Below are 21,270 nucleotides of genomic sequence, written 5' to 3'. Positions count from 1 at the left end.
GCCAATAAGAATTTTTAATACCCAGTGAGTAATAAACTTATTTAGCGAAATTTTTATTGAGTAACTGCTCATTTCATAAGCAACTAATTTTAGGAATTGTGTGTGTTGCATAGAATCAAAACTAGTTGATTTTACGACCAAAAAAAATGATGCTTATCAGTCTTAATGGAAAACCCAACGAACCGGCAAACGCGAAATAAAAATAAAAACCATTAAAAGTAGATACGAAATACAGCGTTTGAAGTGCGACCGAGTGAAAACCTAGAAAATTGTAACGTATTATCGTTATTATCAATCCTAAAGTAATTGTTAATTGGATTGACTCTATTAGAAAGGTTCCAAACCGATGCCCCAATTTCAGAACGAAACGTATTACTAATATAAAATTTATAAAGAACAGAAGCATCAATACGAAGGTAATCTAGTAGTCGTTGATTGTTTGCAACATCAAAATTAACAATATTATTAGCAACTTCATTACCCATTAACGGTATAGAAGTTGGTTTGCCTGTTCTGTAATTAACACCAGCTGAAAGTTTCAAGTTTTTATTACTAAACGTGCTACCAAAAGTTATGGAATGCGTAATATCGAAATTACTTGGAAATTGAGTCTCTTCAAGTGTTTCAAAGGTATAATTGTTATTCATATAGGCATAACTTAACCAGCTACTAAGATTTTTTATTTTTTTTCTAAGTAATAATTCTACACCATAAGCATCATAACTGCCTTTTGCACGTTCAAGTTCATATTTGGTTGTGAAACTTTGACTTTGAGTTGTAATGCCATCTACCGTTTTAAGGTATGCTTTAGCGTCAACCAGCCAGCCTTTATTTTTATAAAGAAAACCTAAGGAGGCTTGTTTACTTTTTAATATGGGTATGCTATCATTATCCGTTTGCTGCCATCTCCTTTTTTCAATTCCTAAAAAATCATTTTGAAAATTGACGATCTGTGATATATTTTGATGTTTAAATTCGCCTAAAGCTTCAACTTCAAAATGAGAACCTACAGTTTTACGGATACTTAAACGTGGCTCTACTATAAGCTCGTTAAACTTATTAATATAATTCACTCGAACTCCAGATTTTATCGAGAAATTTTTATTTGCAGTTTCATAACGCGTCTGACCAAAAACTGCGTGTTCTCTAAGAACTTCAGAGTCTCTTCTTACAAATAGGGGTACATCAATATCGTTTAAATTCACAACTTCTGTCTCCACAAAGTTATAGCCCAAGTTAAAATCCCATAAACTGTATTGAAACGTATTGTCTAGTTTAATAGCTGTTTCAGAAACCACATTTTCTTGCAAAAAGCGCTGATTAGCAAGAATATTAGCATTAATGGCTTGCAGTTTGTAATCTGTATTGTAAATATTTATAGCGGTGTTAAAGTTGTCATTCCAATCCTTTCGGTAGTCCAATCCTGCAGCAATACTTTTTTGAGATACACGACTCTCTCGGGTTTCTAAATTGCTATTTACTACCGCGGTTTCGTCAAAAGTTAAATTAGTATTGATGAGTATGAAGTTTAAACGAATAACATCCTTATCTGTTGGTTTGTATATCCATCGGAATGACGTATCATAAAAATCGAAAACTTGATTAGAATTACTCACTTCAGAAACGTTAGATTGCGCTTCTGTGTTTTGAGTAACACGATTAAAATAACTTTTATAAGTAGGTGTTCTATAAATGTCGTCTAACGATTTTCTTCCAGCGATTTGAAGGGATGACTTCTCTCCTACCGGCACATCCACAAAGGCATCTGCATTTAATAGATTGATACCTAAAGACCCTTTAAGTTTCGATTGTAAATCAGTATCGGATTGCATGAGTATTGATCCTGAAACACCATCACTAAATGCCGCATCAGTTCCGTTGTTTATAACGTTGGCGGTTTTAGTAATTAATGGGTTGAAACTTGAAATAAGTCCGAAAAAATGGCCAGATTGATACATTTTAATGCCATCCCAAAGAATGAGGTTTTGGTCGTGAGAACCACCTCTAATATTAATGTTAGAAACGGTTTCATCAATACTTAAAACGCTTGGTAAAGCTTGTACAGTTTGTAGTACATCAGATTCAATAAGTCCAGGTAAGAGACTAAATTTACCGTAATCAATTAAGGTGCTCCCATCTTGTCTTTTATCGATACCAGAAACAAGATAACCGTTTATTATTATGGGACTGATGATTTGATGTTCTTCGATCATAACGATAGATTCACATGAGTCTAAATTAAAAAATTGAGCTTTACGTTCTATGGTTTTAAAACCTATAAACTGGATTTTAAGCATGGCTTCTAAAGAAGTGACCTTTATTTCAAAATAACCAGAGTCTTCACTTATAAAATAACCTGTAGTGCCATGAATAGTAGCGCCTGATAACGGGTTTTTAGAGACGTCTTTTAGATAGCCACAAATGGTAATGACTTCGGTAATGCTAATAACCACATCACTAATTTTTGTAAAAAGCAAGTTGGTTTGGCGTTCTAGGTTTTTAAGTTTAACCGCTAAACTCAAATTTTTAGAAACAGGCAAAACACTAATATCTTTGAGAAGTCCACCTTTATAATTAAAAGTAACATGATGTAAAGTGGTGATCTCATCGAGTACTGAAATGAGCGCTACTTGTTGATTATTATTTTGACTTTGAATCCAACAGAAATTGAATGCCAGAATAAAGAAAAGTAAAAGATGTTTAGTTCTGTGCATGCTTGATTACAACCACTTTATTTGTTTTAATATCATATTTTAAATTAAGGGGCTGTGTTACAGATTTTAATGCATTTTCAAGGTCTTTGTGTTCAAATGCTCCGGTAAAGTTTAGGTCAACCTCATCAAACTGTTTAGTAATGGTAACATTAAATTGGGCTTCAATATCTTTTAATACCATGTGGATAGGAGTATTTTTAAAAACACTCATATCTTTAAGCCAATAGGGCTCTGAAATAGCAATTGTAGTTTTTTTACCTTGACCAGACTTTAATATAAACTCAGTACCTGCAGGAAGTTGAATACTTTCATTGTTATAATCTACTTGAACAAGACCTTCAAAACAAGAAACTTTAAAGATGTTATCTCTAGAAATCACATTAAATTCTGTTCCTAAAACACTAACTTTACCAAAATCGGTACTTACATCAAAACGTTGCCCTTTTTCTACATCAAAAAAAGCTTCACCTTTAAGAGTTAAGGCTCTTTTTTTATCCCATTTAGATTCATTGTACTCGAGTTGAGAGGCTTCATTTAATTTTACAAGGGAGTTATCAGGTAATGTAATGGTTTCATTTTGAGCAAATTCAGTTTGAAAACTGTTAACCTTATCTTTACCAAATAAAGTAAATACAGCAATACCAACTACTAAAATAGCTGCAATTTTCATAGCTGTATTTAACCAATTAAGTGAGGGAGACGTTTTGTTTTCTAATTTGTTTTCTAGAGTTTTAAAAGGTTTCACTTTGGCATTCAAAGATCCGTCAAATCGCTTAGCTTCATCAATAATTTCTTTATATAAGTTGGCATGCTTAAGGGCTTCAAAAACTTGGGCTTCTTTTTCGGTTAAATCATTATCCAACCATTTTTTTATTAAATCTTCTCTGTCCATAACAATCTGTTATATTAATAAAACAACTAAGTTTTAAATTATCCCAAACTTATTTTTAATTAAATTCTTCAAGTTCTGCTTTCAACTGTTTAAAAGCTGCATAAATTCTATGTTCAGCCACTTTTTTGGTAACTCCTAAAATTTGAGCAATTTCTTTATGGGTTTTTCCATCCACCTTACTCAATAAAAAAGCTGTGCGTTCTTCTTCTTTTAAATTTGACAAAACTGTTTCATAGCGTTTTAAAAATTCTTTTTTACGTAAGACAAACTCAGGTGACTCATTGGTATATTCCTTTGGCTTTACTTTTTGATGTTTTAAAACTACATTTTGATGTTTCACTTCATTAAGCATCATATTGTTGGCTGTGGTGTATAGGAATGATTTGGCAGCTTCTGGGGCTACCTTTGCACAATTTTCCCATAATTTAATAAAGGCATCTTGTACTTTATCTGATGGATTTAATAAATCACCATATTTATAATATAAAATATTACTTAAACTTTGGGCATACTTTTCATAGAGTTTTGAAAAGCGTAATTTATCGCATACATCTTTATGTAATAATTTAGCCAATGATTGGTTTTTCTTATATTAAGACTGGAAAGATATAAAAAAAATAATTTTTTTTGGGACATTTAGATATCGAGTTGTTATAAGTATAAAGGGGCCATTTTAATTCTTTTAAAACTGTTCACCCTTGTAAACATAAAAAATAAAATAATTATGAAAACTATTAAATCAATTCTATTTTTGGCAATAACGTTATTGCTCACAACTACATCATGCAGAACAGAGGATGATCTTTCTATTGATGCACCTTCCGAAACTGTCTTACTTGTAAATACAAATTTGGCAGTACAAATGCGTAACGTCGCCAAAAATGATGGTTCTGTAGACAATATCGTATATAACGCTAATTGTTTCACCATTCAACTTCCAATTATGGCAACCATCAATGGCGTTTCTATAACAATCACAGATATTACAGATTACGATGACCTTGAAGACATATTAGATGAGTTTGATGATGACGATGATTATATTGATATTGATTTTCCTGTAACTATAATCCTTTCAGACTATACTGAAATACAAATTAACAGTTTAAATGAGTTAGAAGATTATGCAGATGATTGTAATGACGAAGATAAAGATGATGACGATATTGAATGTATAGATTTCGTATATCCCATTGCCGCTTCTGTATTTAATACGAATAATGAAGTTATTTCAACCATTACTTTTAATAACGACTCCGATCTTTATGAGTTTATTGATGATCTTGATGAAGATGATCTTGTAGGGTTTGATTTTCCAATAAGCTTGACTTTAGCTGATGGCAATGAATTTGTGGTAAATAATTTTGATGATCTTGAAGATGCTATTGATGAGTATGAAGACGATTGTGATGAAGACGACGATTACGATTATAATGATGATGATTGTAATGATTGTAGTCCAAATCAATTAGAGTCTGTTTTAACAGCTTGCGATGGTTGGCACATTGACGAATTAGAACGAAATGATAATGATTTAGAAGATAATTTTAGTGGTTATCTGTTTAATTTTTCTGATGATGGTAACGTAACAGTAACTTGGGGCAACGAGGAAGCAAGTGGAACATGGTCAATTGAAGGAACAGGCAACAACATTACCGTAACTTTTAATATACCCGGATTTGATGATATTAATGATACTTGGAATTTACAAGAAATTGAAGTAGAGTCTGACGACGATGACAATGAAGCAGAAGTAAGTTTCGAGATTGGTGATGATGATGAATTAGAATTTGTAAACGATAACTGTTTTTAATAACTAGGAATTATGAAAAAATCTTTTTTATACTTTGTAGCATTGGTTTTAAGCCTTTCAATAATAATCTCCTGTTCATCAAACGATGACGATAGTCCAAAAAATACTATTGACATTCAACAATTAGAAAGTACAGCTGAGACAGGAACATGGAGAGTTACAAATTTAGTTGACTCTGATGAGGATGAAACCAGCGATTTTAATGGATACGATTTTACCTTTTCGGCAAATGGAACCGTTACTGCAACAAACGGCACAACAACCTACAATGGTACTTGGTCTATTACGAGCGATGATAGTGATGTAGAATTTAACCTCTTTTTTCCAGTACCAGATACAGATAATTTTGAGGATTTAAATGACGATTGGGACATTGTAAGTTATTCTGACACCATCATTAACCTTATTGATGTCAGTGGTGGAAATGCAGATACAGATGTGCTAACTTTTGAGAGAAATTAATGTACATGAACCCTCAAAAGTAACTTAAAAAATTCATTTTTTTTCTCTCAAATAGATAATTAATAGAAGAAGCCAGTGGTAAAATTACCGCTGGCTTCTTTATATTATAGTTATTTTTAGGCGAAGCATTCATGAACTTCAAATTATCAAATAGAAATTTGGCTAATAATTATCCAATACTTAGTAATACATAATATAAGTTAATCTTTTATTTCTGATTAAAAACCGGCTATTAATAAATGATATTATAAATTTTACGAGGTTATCGTGGCTTTGTTTTAATTGTTTTAAAAATTTCTTACACAACTCGAACTGATTATTGAGTAATAGCTTTTAAATGCGCATATACTGGATTTCCTTGTATTTTCATCTCTATTTCTCTTTCAAAAATCTTCATACCTTTTACGACATTAAGTTTTCCGTCTGGAGCAAAAGCTTTAACACCTAAAAACTCCCCATTTTCATTTATAGCTTTAACATGAATTATATTGCCTGAACGACTGATACCTTTTACATCTAGTTTTACATTATCATCAGTTAACGCTTTAACATCGTAAATAGTTCCGTCTGATCCAATAGCCTTAACAGGTGCATATTCGTCTGTACTCTGCATTATTTTTACTGGTAATTCTGCCCCGTCTACAAAGGCCTTAATATTCATAAAACTATGTTGTCTAGAGTCTTGTGTTGCTTTTACATCAAACGTATTGCCCTCAGCATCAAAAGCTTTTACATCTAGATTTTTACCATCCTTAGTAACCGCCTTAATATTCCAAATAATTCTTTTAAAATTACTTTGATATATGTCTTTTGTAATATTTCTTTTTGGCATTCTAAAGTCATCTTCATTATCAGATGGATGCATGGCTTTAACATGTGCATAAATGTTTAGACCTCTTGAGGTCATTTCTCGCTCTTGTGGATTAATTTTTATGCCTTTAACATCATTAAGCTGTCCTGTAGGTGAAATTGCTTTTACACCATAGAACTTACCCTTTTTAGTAAGGGCTTTCATAATAACAACATTACCAAATCGAATAACTCCTATAACCTCTATTTGTTCACCTTCTGGAGTTATTGCTTTAATTTTGTATGCATTACCTTTATTAGTAATAGCTACAACAGGAGCAAATTGACTTTTACTCACTAATATCTTAACGGGTAGTTTCTCACCATCTATAAACGCTTTTACATCTAATAAGTTATCTTGATCGGAGTTTTGAATGGCCTTTACGTCGAAAGATTTTCCTGCATTATCAAAGACTTTAACATCTAAACTTTTTCCATTGGGATGGATAGCTTTAACATTCCAAAAAATCTCCTCAACTTTTACAATATCATCTGATTCAGTTTTACTGGTTTTATCTTTTGAAGGGTTATTATTACAGGCCGTAAATACAAATAAAAAACCAAGAATAAATACATTATAATAGATAGCGCGAATGAATGATTGGTTTGAATTTTTCATAATTTAAGTTTTGAATTAGCTAAAATTAGTAAAAGATGATACCTTTTTTTATGATATTAGTCATGAAAAAATAAATGTATATTAAGTCCACTTAAATCCCACCTCGCTCATATTATCGTTGATTCTTTGCTGGTCTATTATATTAAATAGGTATTTATTCATCGCACAAGTTGAATATCGTAAATAGAATATTCATTTGTAGGTTTTTTATTGTTTTAGGGGTGCTCATGAACCTCCTGCGTCACTTCCATACATGGTAGAGAAACATTTGAGAATAACAAATAAAGTTAATTAAATAATAGATTTATGGTTTTACCAAAGCCCAAGTTTCCCCAAATCAAGTTCGAGATAGATTATAATCGGTAAAAACAGTTCAGTTTAAAAAATTAGTGAATAGGCATTTTTACTCAATTTAGAAGAAATTTTCGAATCATTTTTTCACTTAGTCTAACGTAATCACTTCGTTTTGTAAGACCCATTTTCCATTAACTTTTGCGCTGTATGTTATGGTAATTTTATTGGGCCCCGTTTTTTTAAAAACATCAATAAGTTTCAGATTTTTATGGACGGTGGTATTTATTACAACAGGCTCGCAAAGTAAACTGCCATTTAAAGCATTAAAAACATAGAGGCTCTTAGTTGTGGGTTTTATATCCCAAAAACCAATCTCGTCTGCGCCATCGTTATTGAGGTCTTTAAGATTTTCTAATTGTGATTTGTACGCCCCTTTGATGGTGATGGCTTTTAGGTTTTTATTACTAAATATGATTTCGCTGTTGCATGCACCTTTGCATTGCACCACATCAGTGCTTCGAGCATCTGTACTATTAGTGGTGATTATTTCTGGAGCGATTACAGAAGCATAGTCTGATAGACCGTCGCCATTAAAATCGCCATACAGTGGCCTGTTATTAGAGATGATAGGATTTCTCTCGCGACCATAGGGAAAAATGGGAGCATCTAAATCTTTAGCATTACTAGTAACGCCTTCTCGTAGTATTTTTAAAGTTCCATTTTTAGTTATCACTGAAAGATTCGAGGTGTAATCTGCTTCAATGCCATTGTAGTTAACGTGTTTAGTGAACTTCACTAAATAACTTCCTGCTTCTTTGGTAATGACTAATTCGTCATTTAAAATACGTTGTGTATAATCTGGGAATTGTTGAAATAGCAAATTTTTATCTTGCTGCACTTGGCCTCTGGTGCGCTCTTTTTCGTAATAGGTTACAACATCCATATAGTAGCGTTCAAGGTATGGTGATTTTATTTGCGTGTGGGCATTGTTCCATTGCCTTACAAAATTACGCACTTCTTTTTCGCCCTTAGGATTAACCTCATTGCAACCAAAAAACAGTAATACAAGCATGTAGGATATAAGTGTGAGGTTCTTCATAGATCGAATGTGTTTTTAACTTAAAAATGAACCTTAAAGATACATGATTTTTTGATGAATTTTGTAACGAGATGTGTATACTTTAATGTACAAAAAGCTTTTTTTAGGGAATTTATGAATCTTGCAAACAGGTGGTTTACATTAACATTACAGAAGCACTATATTACTTCTTCCTTGTAAAAGGGACAAAGGCAACTCCAATTAGTTTCTGTGTCTTTATTTCTCCATTTTTCTTGGTGGCTAGAATGAGGTTTCTATGAAACAGATTTTGTCCCACAGGAATAATCATCCTACCACCTTCTGCCAGTTGATCTAATAAATCAGGTGGAATTTCCTTAACACCTGCGGTTACAATAATGGCATCAAAAGGTGCTTTGTCAGGCCATCCGTGATACCCATCTCCTAGCCTGACTTCAATATTTTTATAACCCAACTGTTTTAATAGTTTTCTAGCGGTAATACCCAAAGGTTCAACAATCTCTATGGTATATACAGAATCTACAATAGTTGCTAATACTGCAGCTTGATATCCGGAACCTGTTCCAATTTCAAGAACCCGATAGTCAGGTTTTAGTTTAAGTTCCTGAGTCATATAAGCCACAATATAGGGTTGGGAAATAGTCTGTTTATTGCCTATTGCTAAAGGTCTATCTTCATAGGCATGAGCCTTCATAACTTCTGGTACGAACTCATGCCTTTTAACGCGGCGCATTGCATTTAGGGTTGATACATCATGAATGTCTCTAGCTATTAATTGTGTATTAACCATTAGCTCCCTTTGGGCTTTATAGGATTCTTGTCCGTTTGTGGTCTCCATTAAAAAAGCAATTAATATGATGACTGAAATTTTAGACATAGTAAGTACACGTTGTGCTTAATATTCTCCAATGATGTAAACAACTAATTTGGTGTAAGTTTTTAAAGTATGCAATGATAAATATCATTAATAAGCACAATTATTTAAGATGAAGTTGCGGGACGCTAGCATCAAAAAAAAAGCTAGTTGTAAGATGGCATAGACATTTAATTATGTTTTTTATTTGCCTTCATTTCTTGAAACAATTCTTTAAACAACCCACGAGCAATTAATAATTTCATGATTTCATTGGTTCCAGCATAAATTCTGGCTACCCTATTATCGGCGTACATACGAGCAATGGGGTAATCCCACATATAACCATAACCACCAAATAACTGCAAGCATTCATCTACGACTTTACTGTGCATTTCTGTTGCTGAATATTTCGCCATAGAAGCGCTTTCAGCAGTGAGCTCATGATTTGATAATAACCGTGTACAGCGATCTAAAAAAGCTTGATGTACTTGTAATTGTGTTGCACATTCGGCTAATTTAAATTGTGTATTTTGGAATCCTGCAATGGGTTGATTAAAAGCGGTTCTTGTAGAGGTATATGCGATTGTTTTTTCAATAGCGCCTTCTGCCCCACCAATAGCCTGAAGCGCTACTGTTAAGCGCTCTCTAGCTAATTCTGTCATCATAATTTTGAACCCTAAGCCTTCTTCTCCTAATAAATTTTCTTTTGGAACTTTTACATTATCAAAAAATAATTCGCAAGTATCTTGGGCTTTCATACCTATTTTCTTAAAAGGAAGGCCTTTTTCAAAACCTTCAGAAGTACTTTCAATTATTAATAAGGATACACCTTCTTTTTTTGTCCCCACATTAGTTTTTACTGCTACTATAGACATATCACTCATATATCCATTTGTTATAAAGGTTTTTTGTCCATTAACTAAATAATGGTCACCTTTATCTACTGCGTTTGTTTTGATAGCTTTTAGATCACTACCACAGTTTGGCTCAGTCATACCAAGAGATGTAATCAATTTTCCGGAGGCCATTATAGGTAGATATGTTTCCTTTTGAGCTTCTGTACCATATTTTAAAAGATATGGAGCAATAATATCTGAATGTAATGAAAAGCCCGGGCCAGTAATACCTTCTTTTGCCAGCTCTTCAATAAATAAGGCACTAAAACTAAAATCTAAACCACTACCACCATAGTGTTCCGGTATATCAATACATAACAAACCTAATGCTCCAGCACGTTTCCAGATGTCTCGGGAAACCATACCGTTTTTCTCCCATGTTTCTATATGATCTAAAATTTCATTCTTAATGAAATCCTGAATCATATCGCGCATCATCTTATGTTCTTCTGATGCGTAAATATCGCGTTCTAACAAAACATGTTGTAACATATAAGCTGATTTTTTATAAAATTCATTAATACTTAAAGTATGTTCTAAGGTATAAAAAAACTAACTAATATTTCCATAATTATCAGTTCTAAAAAAGCATTGAAAACCTGTTAAATAAGTAGTCTAATTACTTGATAGTAAAATGTTTCTAGTGTTTTACTTGACCCTAAGTTTTGCTACTCAACTATACGTTATTTTATTATAAAATAGTAACCCGAATCTTCTTCTTTTTTAAGCGTGAATTATTCAGTTTTCCTACTAATTCATCAGCTAAAGTTAGTGGTATAGCCACAAAAGCACAATCTTGTTTTAACTCAATAGTGCCTAATTCCTCTTTATTAATACCACCTTTTTTGAAAAATAATCCCGCGATATCACCTTTGGAAATTTTATCTTTTCGCCCGCCAGAAATAAATAATGTTTCCCAGTATTGTGGCTTATAGGGTGCTTTTGTATCTATATTAATACCTTTTACATTTTTAATAAAATCTGGTAAAAGTTGGTCTTTCCACTTCACGATATAAGCGGTGCCTTTGGCATTCATTCTAGCAGTTCTGCCATTTCTATGAATAAATTCTTCCTCATGTCGTGGTAATTCATAATGAATAATGTAATTCATTTCTGGAATATCGATGCCTCTTGCGGCTAAATCTGTAGCTAATAACACTTGAGAGGTTCCATTTCTAAAAGTAATTAAGGCACGTTCCCTCTCTTTTTGTTCTATACCACCAGAAAAACACCCATGACTAATTTTATGTCGCTTTAAAAAATTACTAACAACATCGATACTATCTCTTAAATTACAGAAAATAATACCTTGCTCATTACCAATATGTTCTATTAACTTTAATAGGGTTATTAGTTTATTCTTATCTGGAGATACTACTGTTTTAATGGCTAATTTGGATGCTACTTGTTGTTTTAAATAATTAATCGTGGTTGGCTTATCTAACCTTACAAAACCGGGTACTTTAACACCTTGAGTTGCAGATGTTAAAACGCGTTTATTTATAGCGGGTAATTGACCTATAATCGCTTTCATTTCTTCCTCAAAACCATCTTCTAATGATTTATCAAACTCATCTAATATTAGTGTTTTAATACTTGATTTAGAAAAGCGATTGCTATTAAAATGATCTAAAATTCTACCAGGTGTACCTATTAAAATAGCAGGATTATGTTTAATTTCAATTTTATCCTTAGACATCGGTCTGCCGCCATAAACTGCATTTACCTTATAACCAGAACCCATAGAACGAATAACTTGCTCTATTTGAATGGCTAATTCTCTTGAAGGCACCAATATTAATGCTTGAACCTCTGTAGATTCTGGGTTTAATACTTTTAATAATGGTAATGAAAATGCCAAGGTTTTTCCAGTTCCTGTAGGTGATAATAGAATGGTATTTGTTGTTTCTTCAATTACAGGAATGGCTTCCTCTTGCATCGAATTTAAGGCTTGAATATTTAATTTTTCTAAAATATCCTGTTGATTTTTAATACTATTTGCCATAATTCTATTTCTTTTTAGTCTTTTTTGACTCTTCAGGTTTTGGAATAATTGTACCTGATTCTGCTAAGTAATTGGCTAATATTTTATCAACTAACTCCTCTTTTGTTAGATGATGAAATATGGTTTTTATCTTGGATTTAAAGTCTTCTGAAACGTTGCGATTAGGCTTTGTTTTGAATATTTTTTTCGCCCATATTAAACCATTATTTTCCTCAATACTTTGTGCATCAGCTTTTAAAAACGCATTAAAAGTAATGCCTAATTCGTTTTCAAACTCAGGAATATCTTCAATTTCTTCTTTTTGAATCACACTTAATGAAAGTCCCTTTGCTCCAGCTCTAGCTGTTCGTCCGCTTCTATGCACATAAGCTTCATAAGTATCTGGTAAATGATAATTAACAACATATGAGATGTCTTTAACATCAAGACCTCGAGCTGCCAAATCTGTAGCTATTAAAATGTCAATATAACCTGCTCTAAATTGCTCCATAATACGGTCGCGAATCCCTTGTGTTAAACTCCCATGAATGGCTCCAGAAGAAAACTTATTTATGGCTAATTTTTTTGCTAATTTATTTACAGCAGCTTTTGTTTTACAGAATATTATACCACGTTGCCCTTCTTTAGAGTTTAAAAAATGAAGTAGTACCTCTAGTTTTTCAATAGGTTCTACAACGACATATTGGTGGTCGATACCTTGATGCCCAACCGTTGTCATATCTGCTTCAATATGCACCACATGTTTGGACATGTAATTTTGTACCAGCTGTTTTATAGCCCCTGGCATGGTAGCTGTAAATAATAAGGTTCTTCTAGATTTTGGAATATCTTTTATTATACTATCAACGTCTTCTTTCAAGGCACTTACCATTTCATCAGCTTCATCTAAAACTAAAAACTTAATGTTCTTAATACTGATAGCTCCCCGTTTTATTAAATCTACTAAACGTCCTGGAGTTGCCACAACAACATGTGTTGTGCTTTTTAAACGTTCTATTTGAGGTTTTATGGGAATACCGCCGCATACCGATGCTATAGATATGTTTGTAATATACTTAGAGAAAGCCTCCAAATTGTTATAAATCTGGTGTCCTAATTCTCTTGTTGGTGCTAATATTAAAAGTTGAATATTAGTCTCTTCTATATCTATTAACTGGAGTAAAGGCAATCCAAAAGTAGCAGTTTTCCCTGTTCCTGTTTTTGCTAAAACAACCACATCTTCCTTTTGGTTTAGAACAATAGGAATTGTTTTTTCTTGAATATCGGTTGGAATAGAAATTTTTAAATCTGCTAAACCTTTTTCTAACTGCTCATTAATTCCTAAATCGGAAAATTTTTTTGACATAAAAATAATTTTCACAAAGGTAAGTATTAACCTTTAGTCGAAGGATTTAATAACCATGAATTACTTTTTTTGAACATTAAAAATATGCTTTATGATACTTTTAAATTTTAATAAAAATGTTTTGATAATAATAGAAAAAACAAGACAGGTTTTTAAGATCTAAGGCTTGAAATACTTGTGCTTTAAAAAGGATAAACTTTAAAACTGCCCTGGTGATAACTCCTAAATTATTTTATTAGGTACTAAAGTTTAATCATAAAAAAAACCACCTATTAAGATGGTTTTGTAATATGTTTTTTAAGACCTATTTTTTTACAACACGAACATTTGTGGCAATTGGGCCTTTAGGGCTTTTTTCTATTTTAAATGTTACGTGATCTTTTTCTCTTATTTTATCTATAATGTTTTTTGTATGTACAAAGATTTCTTCGTTAGAATCTTTAACAGTTATAAATCCATATCCTTTTTTATAATTGAAAAACTTAACCTTTCCTGTTTTCGTATCCGTTTCTTTACTTCGGTTAAATAATTTATTTATAAAATTTTTAATCATTTTTTCTATTTTTTTTATTCGACTTAAACATTATTTTTAGTTACTCATATGGCAAAAATAGGTTAAAAAAAGGGTTTGTGAAAAAAGACGACGAATTATAACGGTTACTTTTATAATTTCATTTTAGTAGATGAATGAATCCTTATATTTACGCTTAATAATTTAGAACCAGAAGATTTGCAACAAATAAAAGCGTATTTAGACCAAATAGCAACTATATCAGACTCGGATTGGACGTTTTTTACGTCTAAATTGCAGCGTCGTGTAATTCCGAAAAAAGCCGTATTTTTAAAACTCAATGCTATAGAAAATCATATTTCTTTTATTGAATCTGGAGTAGTTCGCTTATTTATTCCTAATGACATCCCGGAGAAAGAAATTACTTTTGGTTTTAGTTTTAAAGACCAGTTTGTTAGCGCTTATGATTCTTTTTTAACTCAAAAACCTTCTGCATACGAATTACAAGCGCTTACAGAAACAACTATTTTAAGTATAACTTATGAAGATTTACAGGACGTTTATAAAACCACTCAAATTGGAAATCTTGTTGGTAGAATAACGGCAGAACGTCTATTTTTATTAAAGTCTAAACGAGAACAAAATTTATTAAATCTTAATGCTGAAGAGCGTTATCTGAAACTATTTAAAGAGCGTCCAGAGCTTTTAAAGGTGATTCCATTAAAATATATTAGTTCTTATATTGGTGTTACTCCACAAGCTTTAAGTAGGATTAGAAAACGCTTGTAATGCCATACATTCTTCAAATTAATTATCAATTTATCTCAAAAAGTTATTTGTTATAATAGGTATTAATTGATTTAGGTTCATTGTTTTGTATAAAATGTGCCATTATCTTTGTAAAAAAAGATTATGGTAGTCATTATTTTTGTTTTAGTACTGTGGTATGGAGGCTTGTTTTTTCAATCTTTCTTTTTGCATCGTTATGCAGCACATCAGGTATTTACGATGTCGAAAACTATGGAGCGTATTACTTTTATTCTGACATGGATTTTCCAAGGTTCGAGTTATTTAAGTGCTTATGGTTATGGGATTATGCATCGTATGCATCATGCATATACAGATACTGAAAAAGACCCGCATTCGCCTTCTCATGATGCTAATATGTTTGCGATGATGTGGAAAACAAAAACGATTTATCAAGATATCAATAAACAACGTATTGATATCGACGAGCGTTTTACTAAAAATGTACCACAATGGAAAACCTTTGACAGTTTTGCTGGTTCTCGTTTTTCTAGATTACTTTGGATTACCGGTTATGTTTTATTTTTTGCACTTTTCGCAACTGCTTGGTGGCAATGGTTATTATTACCAATTACATTTTTAATGGCACCTATTCATGGTGTTATTATAAACTGGTTTGGCCATATTTATGGTTATGTGAATTTTAAAATGAAAAACACAAGTAAAAATATCTTCCGTTTTGATTTTTTAATGATGGGTGAAGGATATCATAATAACCATCATAAGTTTGCAAGTAGCCCTAATTTTGGCGTTAAATGGTATGAAATCGATATCACCTATTTAATAATAAGGCTTTTGGATGCTTTAGGTTTTATTAAATTGAAACCAATTAAAGTAAAGGGGTAATACATACTAATTCAGTTATCATTTATAACAGAATTCCTTTAGAATTATATTGAATTTAGAAACTTCTAACTAAATGGTTAACCAAATTTATAACCATTTTTTTTAAGTTAAAAAAGGTTATTATTAATATGATGCAGTTTCTTCCTGGCCAAGAATAATATCTCTTTTTGCAATAAATAATCCTTCTTTTTTATCTAATTTAAGAATCCTGTTTGGATTAGTTTTTTCAACTTTAGTTCGACATTTACCTGTTAATTGAGGGTCATCATCAAAAAGAAAAGTTTCGATTTTATACTCCGGTTTATTAGGTTCTTTAACAATTGGAAGAATTTGTTTCAGCTCATTACTATACATGTATTTTCCTGGTACAAAAGTGTAAAACGTATATTTACCATCAGCATCTGTTTTTACCCAGCCTCTGTGATGTACGTAACGTTTTTTGTTTTGTCTTTTTAATTCAAAATTTCCATTTTCATCGGTATGATGAATAAATAGCATCACATTTTTGGCAGGTGTTTTACCATCATTTTCATAGATGGTTCCTGTAATTTTTAGTTTTTGAGATTTAGAAGCAAAATCAGGAATGGTATCTATATTATTCAGTTTCTTTTCAGAATAATCATAAATAGGACTCCTCTTTTTAAAATTTTCAGGAATCTCAGATGTCTCCTGAGCTTGAAGTATGTTAAAGCTTATAATTAAACAAACAAGACTTAGTAGGGTAGTTAGATTTTTCATTTGGGACGTTTTTTTAATCTACTCAAAACTAATAGACTGCGTTCGTTTTAAACAAAAAAATCGATTGAACTGTAAAATTTCACGATGAATAGATGAAACGCAACATTTTTAAAAAAGGTTATTCCTTTTTGAGTGACTTAACATGCCCTGTATATGAAATTGGAAACCTACCGCTCCCCGTAATTTGTATAAGACTTGTTAAATTAGGAAATAATGTAATATTTACTGTAAAGTATTCTGACTTGCTTTTTGCATCGAATGAAATGTTATATCTATTGTGTTTGCCTTTTTTTGTAGTGTAATCTTCCAAAACACCTTCTAGTTGTATAGCACTATCTCCTCCTCCATAGTCAACATGCATTTGACGTTCACCAAAATAAGGTAAATGTGATGAAATACTATCTCCAGATATCGTTAGGAAATTAGAATTGCCTATTAAACTTATGGCATTTGCAGAATTTCCAGGTTGTAATATACCTGAATTTAAAACTTGTTGCATAGCATTAGTAAGTTGAGGATTTGCCCAATTAGATTCGATAGTATAATATTTGCTTTCAACTAAAGCATTTAAAGCACGAATTTGGGTGTCTTTAGTATTGTTTTTTAACGATTTACAAGATGTAAATAATAAAAAAAAGACTATTGTATATAAATAAAATGCCTTCATAAATTAAAAGATTATGTAATAAAATTAGTAAATAATCTTATTGGATAATTATATAGAAGTGTTAAAAAATAGTTGATTGTAAATAAAAAGACAAATAATTAGGAGACTAGAATTCTATTAATCTCATGAAACCAATCATCAATATCAGTTTCATTAGTATCAATAGCTACACTACCGTTTCCATAAGGCCCATAAGTATTTTTGTTAGTTCTAGAAAAGAAACCTACAATAGGTGTTAATGAAGCACTAGCTAAGTGCATAACACCATTATCGGCAGATATAAAAATGCATGTGTTGTGGATGATGGCTCCCATTTCTCGAATATCTTGACTATAAAAATGTGGTGCTTTAAAATTGATTTTAGAGATATTCTCTATGGGTAGCATTTCAATAATATTATAATTGGGATATTCTTTAAGTAACCTGGAATAAACAGCTTCCCACCAGGCTTCAGAATAGCATTTATTACCCGTAGCATTGGTGTAAATACAAATAGTTTTCTTATCATTCTTAATGATGTCTTCTAATATCTTTTGTCCGTTAGAAAGTTCTTTTTTACTTAATTTAATATCTAAAACGGGTACTTTAGAAGTATTAACATCAAAACCTAATTTAGATAAAAAGTGCCTTAAATTATAAATAGGATATTTAGAAATATGCTCATGGTCTTTATAATCCCTTTTGATAGTGTTATCTACATCACCAAAAACTTTAATTTTAGCTTTGGCTAATTGCGTTAACAGTTTTCCTGAAGATGAATTTCTATCTGCATTGATAACCAAATCATAGTTTTTGTTTTTTATGGACAGCCAGCTTTTAGAATACGCATATAAATTATCAAAAGGTTTTCTAGGCAACTTAATAATCTTATTAATATGCGTGTAGTTTTCAAAAACGGGATGCGCAACACCACCTTTTACAAATAAATCGATTTTACAATCTGGAAAAGTATTTATAACTTCCTGAACAAGAGGTGTTAATAATAACTGATTTCCTAACCGATGATTTGGTCGGATAATTAAAATATTTTTTATATCTGAAATTTGAATATCACCCTTTTTAGGTTCAGAATATGAGCTACCAATATTTTTGGTAATACTTCTCATAATGCGTCTTCTTAATTTATTAACTCTGTATTTAAATTTCATTAAATTTTATTTTCAATATAAATCTGAGCAAAATTACGAATTACAATTCAAGAAAATAGAACACTTGGTTTCTTTTACTTTTTGCCTTTATATAATGCATTTAGAATTAATCCAAAAATAATCATAGCAATACCCAAAAGACTGAAAAGTGTATACACTTCACTAAAGAGTAAAGTCCCTAAGAGCAGTGTAAAAACAACTTCTAAATATTTTAATGGAGCTACTTGGTTTGTTGATGCTATTTGAAAGGCTTTAGTCATGTATAATTGTCCAAAATATCCGAAGAAGCCTAATCCACAGAGCATGAGCCATTCCATACCCTGTGGGTTTACCCAATTATTTATGGATAGTAAACCTCCTAAAATTGTAGAAATAACCATAAAGTAATTTACCACAACCACAGGGTGATCGCCTTTTCCTATTTTACTAATAACAATATAAACCAACCCGCTAAAGATGGCCGATATAAAAATTAATAATAACCCATAGCTATCTAATTCTTTATCAACACCTTTTAAAATCAAAACACCAACAAATGCCATGCTAAAGAATAGCCACTGCAAAGGTTTAATTTTTTCTTTAAGAAAAAATATTGCAAAAACAGCAGCAAATATAGGAGCCAAGTAGCGCAAAGATACTGCGGTACCAATGGGTAAATACTTAGTTGCCATAAAAAACAAAGTCATAGACGTTACCCCTACCAAACCTCTTAAAATCAATAACTTTCTATGGTTACCTAATATGGGGATTTTGTTTTTTACTAAAAACCCAAACGTTAAAAATAAAGAACTTACAGATCTAAAAAATACAATTTGAAAAGCATTTATATGCGTTAAATGCTTAACTATAGCATTCATGCAAGCAAAAGCAAAAGTGCTTATTAGCATAAATTTTATGGCTTGTTTAACGCCCAATTCCTCTTGGTTTTAAAATACGTTTTGTATTTATAAAATAAACACCTGTAAGCAGTATTCCTGCAGCTATTATGGATTGCAAGGTAATATGTTCATCTAAAATCCACCAACCCAATATTAAGGCTATAATAGGATTAACATAAGTGTTTGTTGCTACTTTTTCTGGGGAGACTTCTTTTAAAAGGAAGTTAAATGATGTAAATGCTATGATGCTTCCAAAAACAATTAAGCCCATCATAGACCACTGTACATCGGTTTACCACATATTTGGTAATAGCCAAGATTCATTTAGTATTAAACTAATAATAGCAAGCATAATACCACCTGTAAGCATTTGGTAGCCAGCATTCACAAAAATATTAGAGGGCAAGTCTGCTTTTCCAACAAATATGCTGCCGTAAGCCCAACTTAACATACAAGTAAAGATTAAAATCATGCCTAAAACTTGACCATCTTTAGTTATAATTTCTTTCTGACTCACTAAAAGAAAGATTCCAATGAATCCTAAAACGACGCCAATATAAGACATAGCTGTAATGCGTTTACCGAAAAGTACACGCATCATTACAAGTACAACTAAAGGTTGAGCAGAAATCTCTAAAGCAGCAAAACTACTATCAATATATTGCAAAGCCACAACTGCAAGCCCGTTGCCTAAAGTTAAAAACAAAAAACCAGAAATTATAGAATTTGCTAATTGCTTTTTAGTGATAGATAAATCTACTCTTAATGACTTAGCAATTATAAATATAATAATACCAGCAACAATAAACCTTAAGGCGGAAAGAAAAAAAGGCTGCAACTGCAAAACTGCTATTTTATTCAAGAGGTATGTAGACCCCCAAATAACGTAAATAGCAAAAAAGGCTAAAATGATAAGAACCGTTTTACGCGATACACTCATATATAGCCTTTTTGTATGGTGAAATTTTGTTATAAAAAACCAGAAAAAATATTATATTTTTTTTACTCTTACAGCATTCATTCCTTTTTGTCCGCGTTCAAGTTCATAAGTTACTTTATCATTTTCCTCAATATCTTCAAGTAAACCACTAACATGAACAAAATATTTTTCTTGATTTATACTATCTAAAATAAAACCAAAACCTTTAGAATGATCAAAGAAAGATACTTTCCCTTCTTTGTTTGCTGGCTCCTCCTCTTCTCTATCTTCTTTCTTTGGGATGCCAAGTTCAATACTTTCAGCCTCAACCTTTTCGCGCATTGCAGGGTCTGGCGGTGTATCTGTTAAATTGCCATTAAAGTCAACATAAGCAAACTGAATTCCCTGAGGGTTTTCTTTAGCTTCGGCTTTACGAGCCTCTTTCTTTTTTTGCTTATCCTGTCTCTTTTTTAAGCGTTTTTTCTCTTTTTCAATTTTGTTAAATGTAACTTGCGATTTTGCCATAGTTTAAAAATATGCTACTTGCTTTTTTGGGTTAATATGCAGTAAAGATACGCCTAATATTTATTATGCTATAATAATCAAGCCATTAAAAGCCTTTCAGCAAGATAATCAGATATATAACATATAAAATAGGTGTTTAGGCGTTACCACAAAGGTCGGGCTTTTCGTTACAAGTACTCGCTCGTTCCCAATAATTATCGGGATTCGCTGTGGGCTTTTATTCATACATTTCTTTTTAGAATAAAGAATTCATGAACATAAATGTTTCTCTGCAATCCCTAACCTTTAGTTTGTAATTGAAATAAATTTTTAAATTTATTCAAAAGAAAACAGAGGTGAACTATATCCCTAACTAGGTTAGCCCTATCGTGCGTATCAGTCCTCTGCTTTCTGTTTGAATAACCGTTG

19 protein-coding genes and 1 pseudogene are annotated in these 21,270 nt (G+C 31.7%); 4 read left to right on the top strand and 16 right to left on the bottom strand.

Annotated features, from left to right (window positions below):
• Positions 1–212: 212 nt before the first annotated feature.
• Genes P8K68_RS11260 through P8K68_RS11250 form a run of 3 tightly spaced genes read right to left on the bottom strand, consistent with a single transcriptional unit; the run spans position 213 to position 4,180 of the window.
• Complete coding sequence (locus P8K68_RS11260) at positions 213–2,714, bottom strand: TonB-dependent receptor plug domain-containing protein (protein WP_300250928.1); 2,502 nt, start codon at positions 2,712–2,714, stop codon at positions 213–215.
• On the bottom strand, positions 2,701–3,606 hold the full coding sequence (locus P8K68_RS11255; protein ID WP_300250926.1) for a FecR family protein: 906 nt from the start codon (positions 3,604–3,606) through the stop codon (positions 2,701–2,703). Before P8K68_RS11255 ends, P8K68_RS11260 begins: the two co-directional genes overlap by 14 nt.
• A 55-nt stretch (positions 3,607–3,661) precedes the next feature.
• Positions 3,662–4,180: an RNA polymerase sigma factor gene (locus P8K68_RS11250; protein WP_300250924.1), complete on the bottom strand. Its 519-nt coding sequence runs from the start codon at positions 4,178–4,180 to the stop codon at positions 3,662–3,664.
• Positions 4,181–4,330: 150 nt separating this feature from the next.
• Between P8K68_RS11250 and P8K68_RS11245 the strand changes: the two genes are divergently transcribed.
• Positions 4,331–5,419: a hypothetical protein gene (locus P8K68_RS11245; protein WP_300250922.1), complete on the top strand. Its 1,089-nt coding sequence runs from the start codon at positions 4,331–4,333 to the stop codon at positions 5,417–5,419.
• A 12-nt stretch (positions 5,420–5,431) separates the two neighbouring features.
• Positions 5,432–5,881 carry a hypothetical protein gene (locus P8K68_RS11240; RefSeq protein WP_300250919.1) on the top strand — a complete coding sequence of 150 codons (450 nt, stop codon included), beginning with the start codon at positions 5,432–5,434 and terminating at the stop codon, positions 5,879–5,881.
• A 316-nt stretch (positions 5,882–6,197) separates the two neighbouring features.
• Here P8K68_RS11240 and P8K68_RS11235 read toward each other — a convergent pair whose 3' ends face one another.
• The 7 genes from P8K68_RS11235 to P8K68_RS11205 form a co-directional block, all read right to left on the bottom strand.
• Positions 6,198–7,349 carry a hypothetical protein gene (locus P8K68_RS11235; protein WP_300250917.1) on the bottom strand — a complete coding sequence of 384 codons (1,152 nt, stop codon included), beginning with the start codon at positions 7,347–7,349 and terminating at the stop codon, positions 6,198–6,200.
• A 442-nt stretch (positions 7,350–7,791) separates the two neighbouring features.
• Positions 7,792–8,742: a hypothetical protein gene (locus P8K68_RS11230; RefSeq protein WP_300250915.1), complete on the bottom strand. Its 951-nt coding sequence runs from the start codon at positions 8,740–8,742 to the stop codon at positions 7,792–7,794.
• 163 nt (positions 8,743–8,905) lie between these two features.
• Positions 8,906–9,598: a protein-L-isoaspartate(D-aspartate) O-methyltransferase gene (locus P8K68_RS11225; protein ID WP_300250913.1), complete on the bottom strand. Its 693-nt coding sequence runs from the start codon at positions 9,596–9,598 to the stop codon at positions 8,906–8,908.
• Between the two features lie 167 nt (positions 9,599–9,765).
• A complete protein-coding gene (locus P8K68_RS11220; RefSeq protein WP_300250912.1) occupies positions 9,766–10,965 on the bottom strand; it encodes an acyl-CoA dehydrogenase family protein in 1,200 nt (399 codons plus the stop codon).
• Between the two features lie 199 nt (positions 10,966–11,164).
• Complete coding sequence (locus P8K68_RS11215; protein WP_300250910.1) at positions 11,165–12,478, bottom strand: DEAD/DEAH box helicase; 1,314 nt, start codon at positions 12,476–12,478, stop codon at positions 11,165–11,167.
• Positions 12,479–12,482: 4 nt separating this feature from the next.
• Complete coding sequence (locus P8K68_RS11210; protein ID WP_300250908.1) at positions 12,483–13,823, bottom strand: DEAD/DEAH box helicase; 1,341 nt, start codon at positions 13,821–13,823, stop codon at positions 12,483–12,485.
• A gap of 304 nt (positions 13,824–14,127) precedes the next feature.
• Positions 14,128–14,376: a cold-shock protein gene (locus tag P8K68_RS11205; protein WP_300250905.1), complete on the bottom strand. Its 249-nt coding sequence runs from the start codon at positions 14,374–14,376 to the stop codon at positions 14,128–14,130.
• Positions 14,377–14,553: 177 nt separating this feature from the next.
• Between P8K68_RS11205 and P8K68_RS11200 the strand changes: the two genes are divergently transcribed.
• On the top strand, positions 14,554–15,123 hold the full coding sequence (locus tag P8K68_RS11200) for a Crp/Fnr family transcriptional regulator (RefSeq protein WP_300250903.1): 570 nt from the start codon (positions 14,554–14,556) through the stop codon (positions 15,121–15,123).
• A 123-nt stretch (positions 15,124–15,246) separates the two neighbouring features.
• Positions 15,247–15,987 (top strand): acyl-CoA desaturase, encoded by a 741-nt coding sequence (locus P8K68_RS11195; RefSeq protein ID WP_300250900.1) that lies wholly within the window; start codon positions 15,247–15,249, stop codon positions 15,985–15,987.
• Positions 15,988–16,110: 123 nt separating this feature from the next.
• On the opposite strand, the gene P8K68_RS11190 is transcribed toward P8K68_RS11195, so the two are convergent.
• The 6 genes and pseudogenes from P8K68_RS11190 to P8K68_RS11165 form a co-directional block, all read right to left on the bottom strand.
• Complete coding sequence (locus P8K68_RS11190; RefSeq protein WP_300250897.1) at positions 16,111–16,725, bottom strand: hypothetical protein; 615 nt, start codon at positions 16,723–16,725, stop codon at positions 16,111–16,113.
• Positions 16,726–16,843: 118 nt separating this feature from the next.
• On the bottom strand, positions 16,844–17,392 hold the full coding sequence (locus P8K68_RS11185; RefSeq protein WP_300250894.1) for a DUF4251 domain-containing protein: 549 nt from the start codon (positions 17,390–17,392) through the stop codon (positions 16,844–16,846).
• Between the two features lie 98 nt (positions 17,393–17,490).
• The gene (locus P8K68_RS11180; RefSeq protein WP_300250891.1) at positions 17,491–18,540 is read right to left on the bottom strand and encodes a glycosyltransferase family 9 protein; all 1,050 of its coding nucleotides are present in this window, start codon (positions 18,538–18,540) and stop codon (positions 17,491–17,493) included.
• Positions 18,541–18,614: 74 nt separating this feature from the next.
• Positions 18,615–19,427 carry a DMT family transporter gene (locus tag P8K68_RS11175; protein WP_300250888.1) on the bottom strand — a complete coding sequence of 271 codons (813 nt, stop codon included), beginning with the start codon at positions 19,425–19,427 and terminating at the stop codon, positions 18,615–18,617.
• Between the two features lie 16 nt (positions 19,428–19,443).
• A pseudogene (locus P8K68_RS11170) lies at positions 19,444–20,358 on the bottom strand (EamA family transporter).
• 51 nt (positions 20,359–20,409) lie between these two features.
• The gene (locus P8K68_RS11165; protein WP_300250885.1) at positions 20,410–20,862 is read right to left on the bottom strand and encodes a cold-shock protein; all 453 of its coding nucleotides are present in this window, start codon (positions 20,860–20,862) and stop codon (positions 20,410–20,412) included.
• Between the last annotated feature and the right edge of the window lie 408 nt (positions 20,863–21,270).

This window comes from Algibacter sp. (assembly GCF_029245835.1).
Taxonomy (GTDB): domain Bacteria; phylum Bacteroidota; class Bacteroidia; order Flavobacteriales; family Flavobacteriaceae; genus Algibacter_B.
Note: the sequence above shows the minus strand (reverse complement) of the source record. Positions and strands in the feature narration are given on the sequence as shown.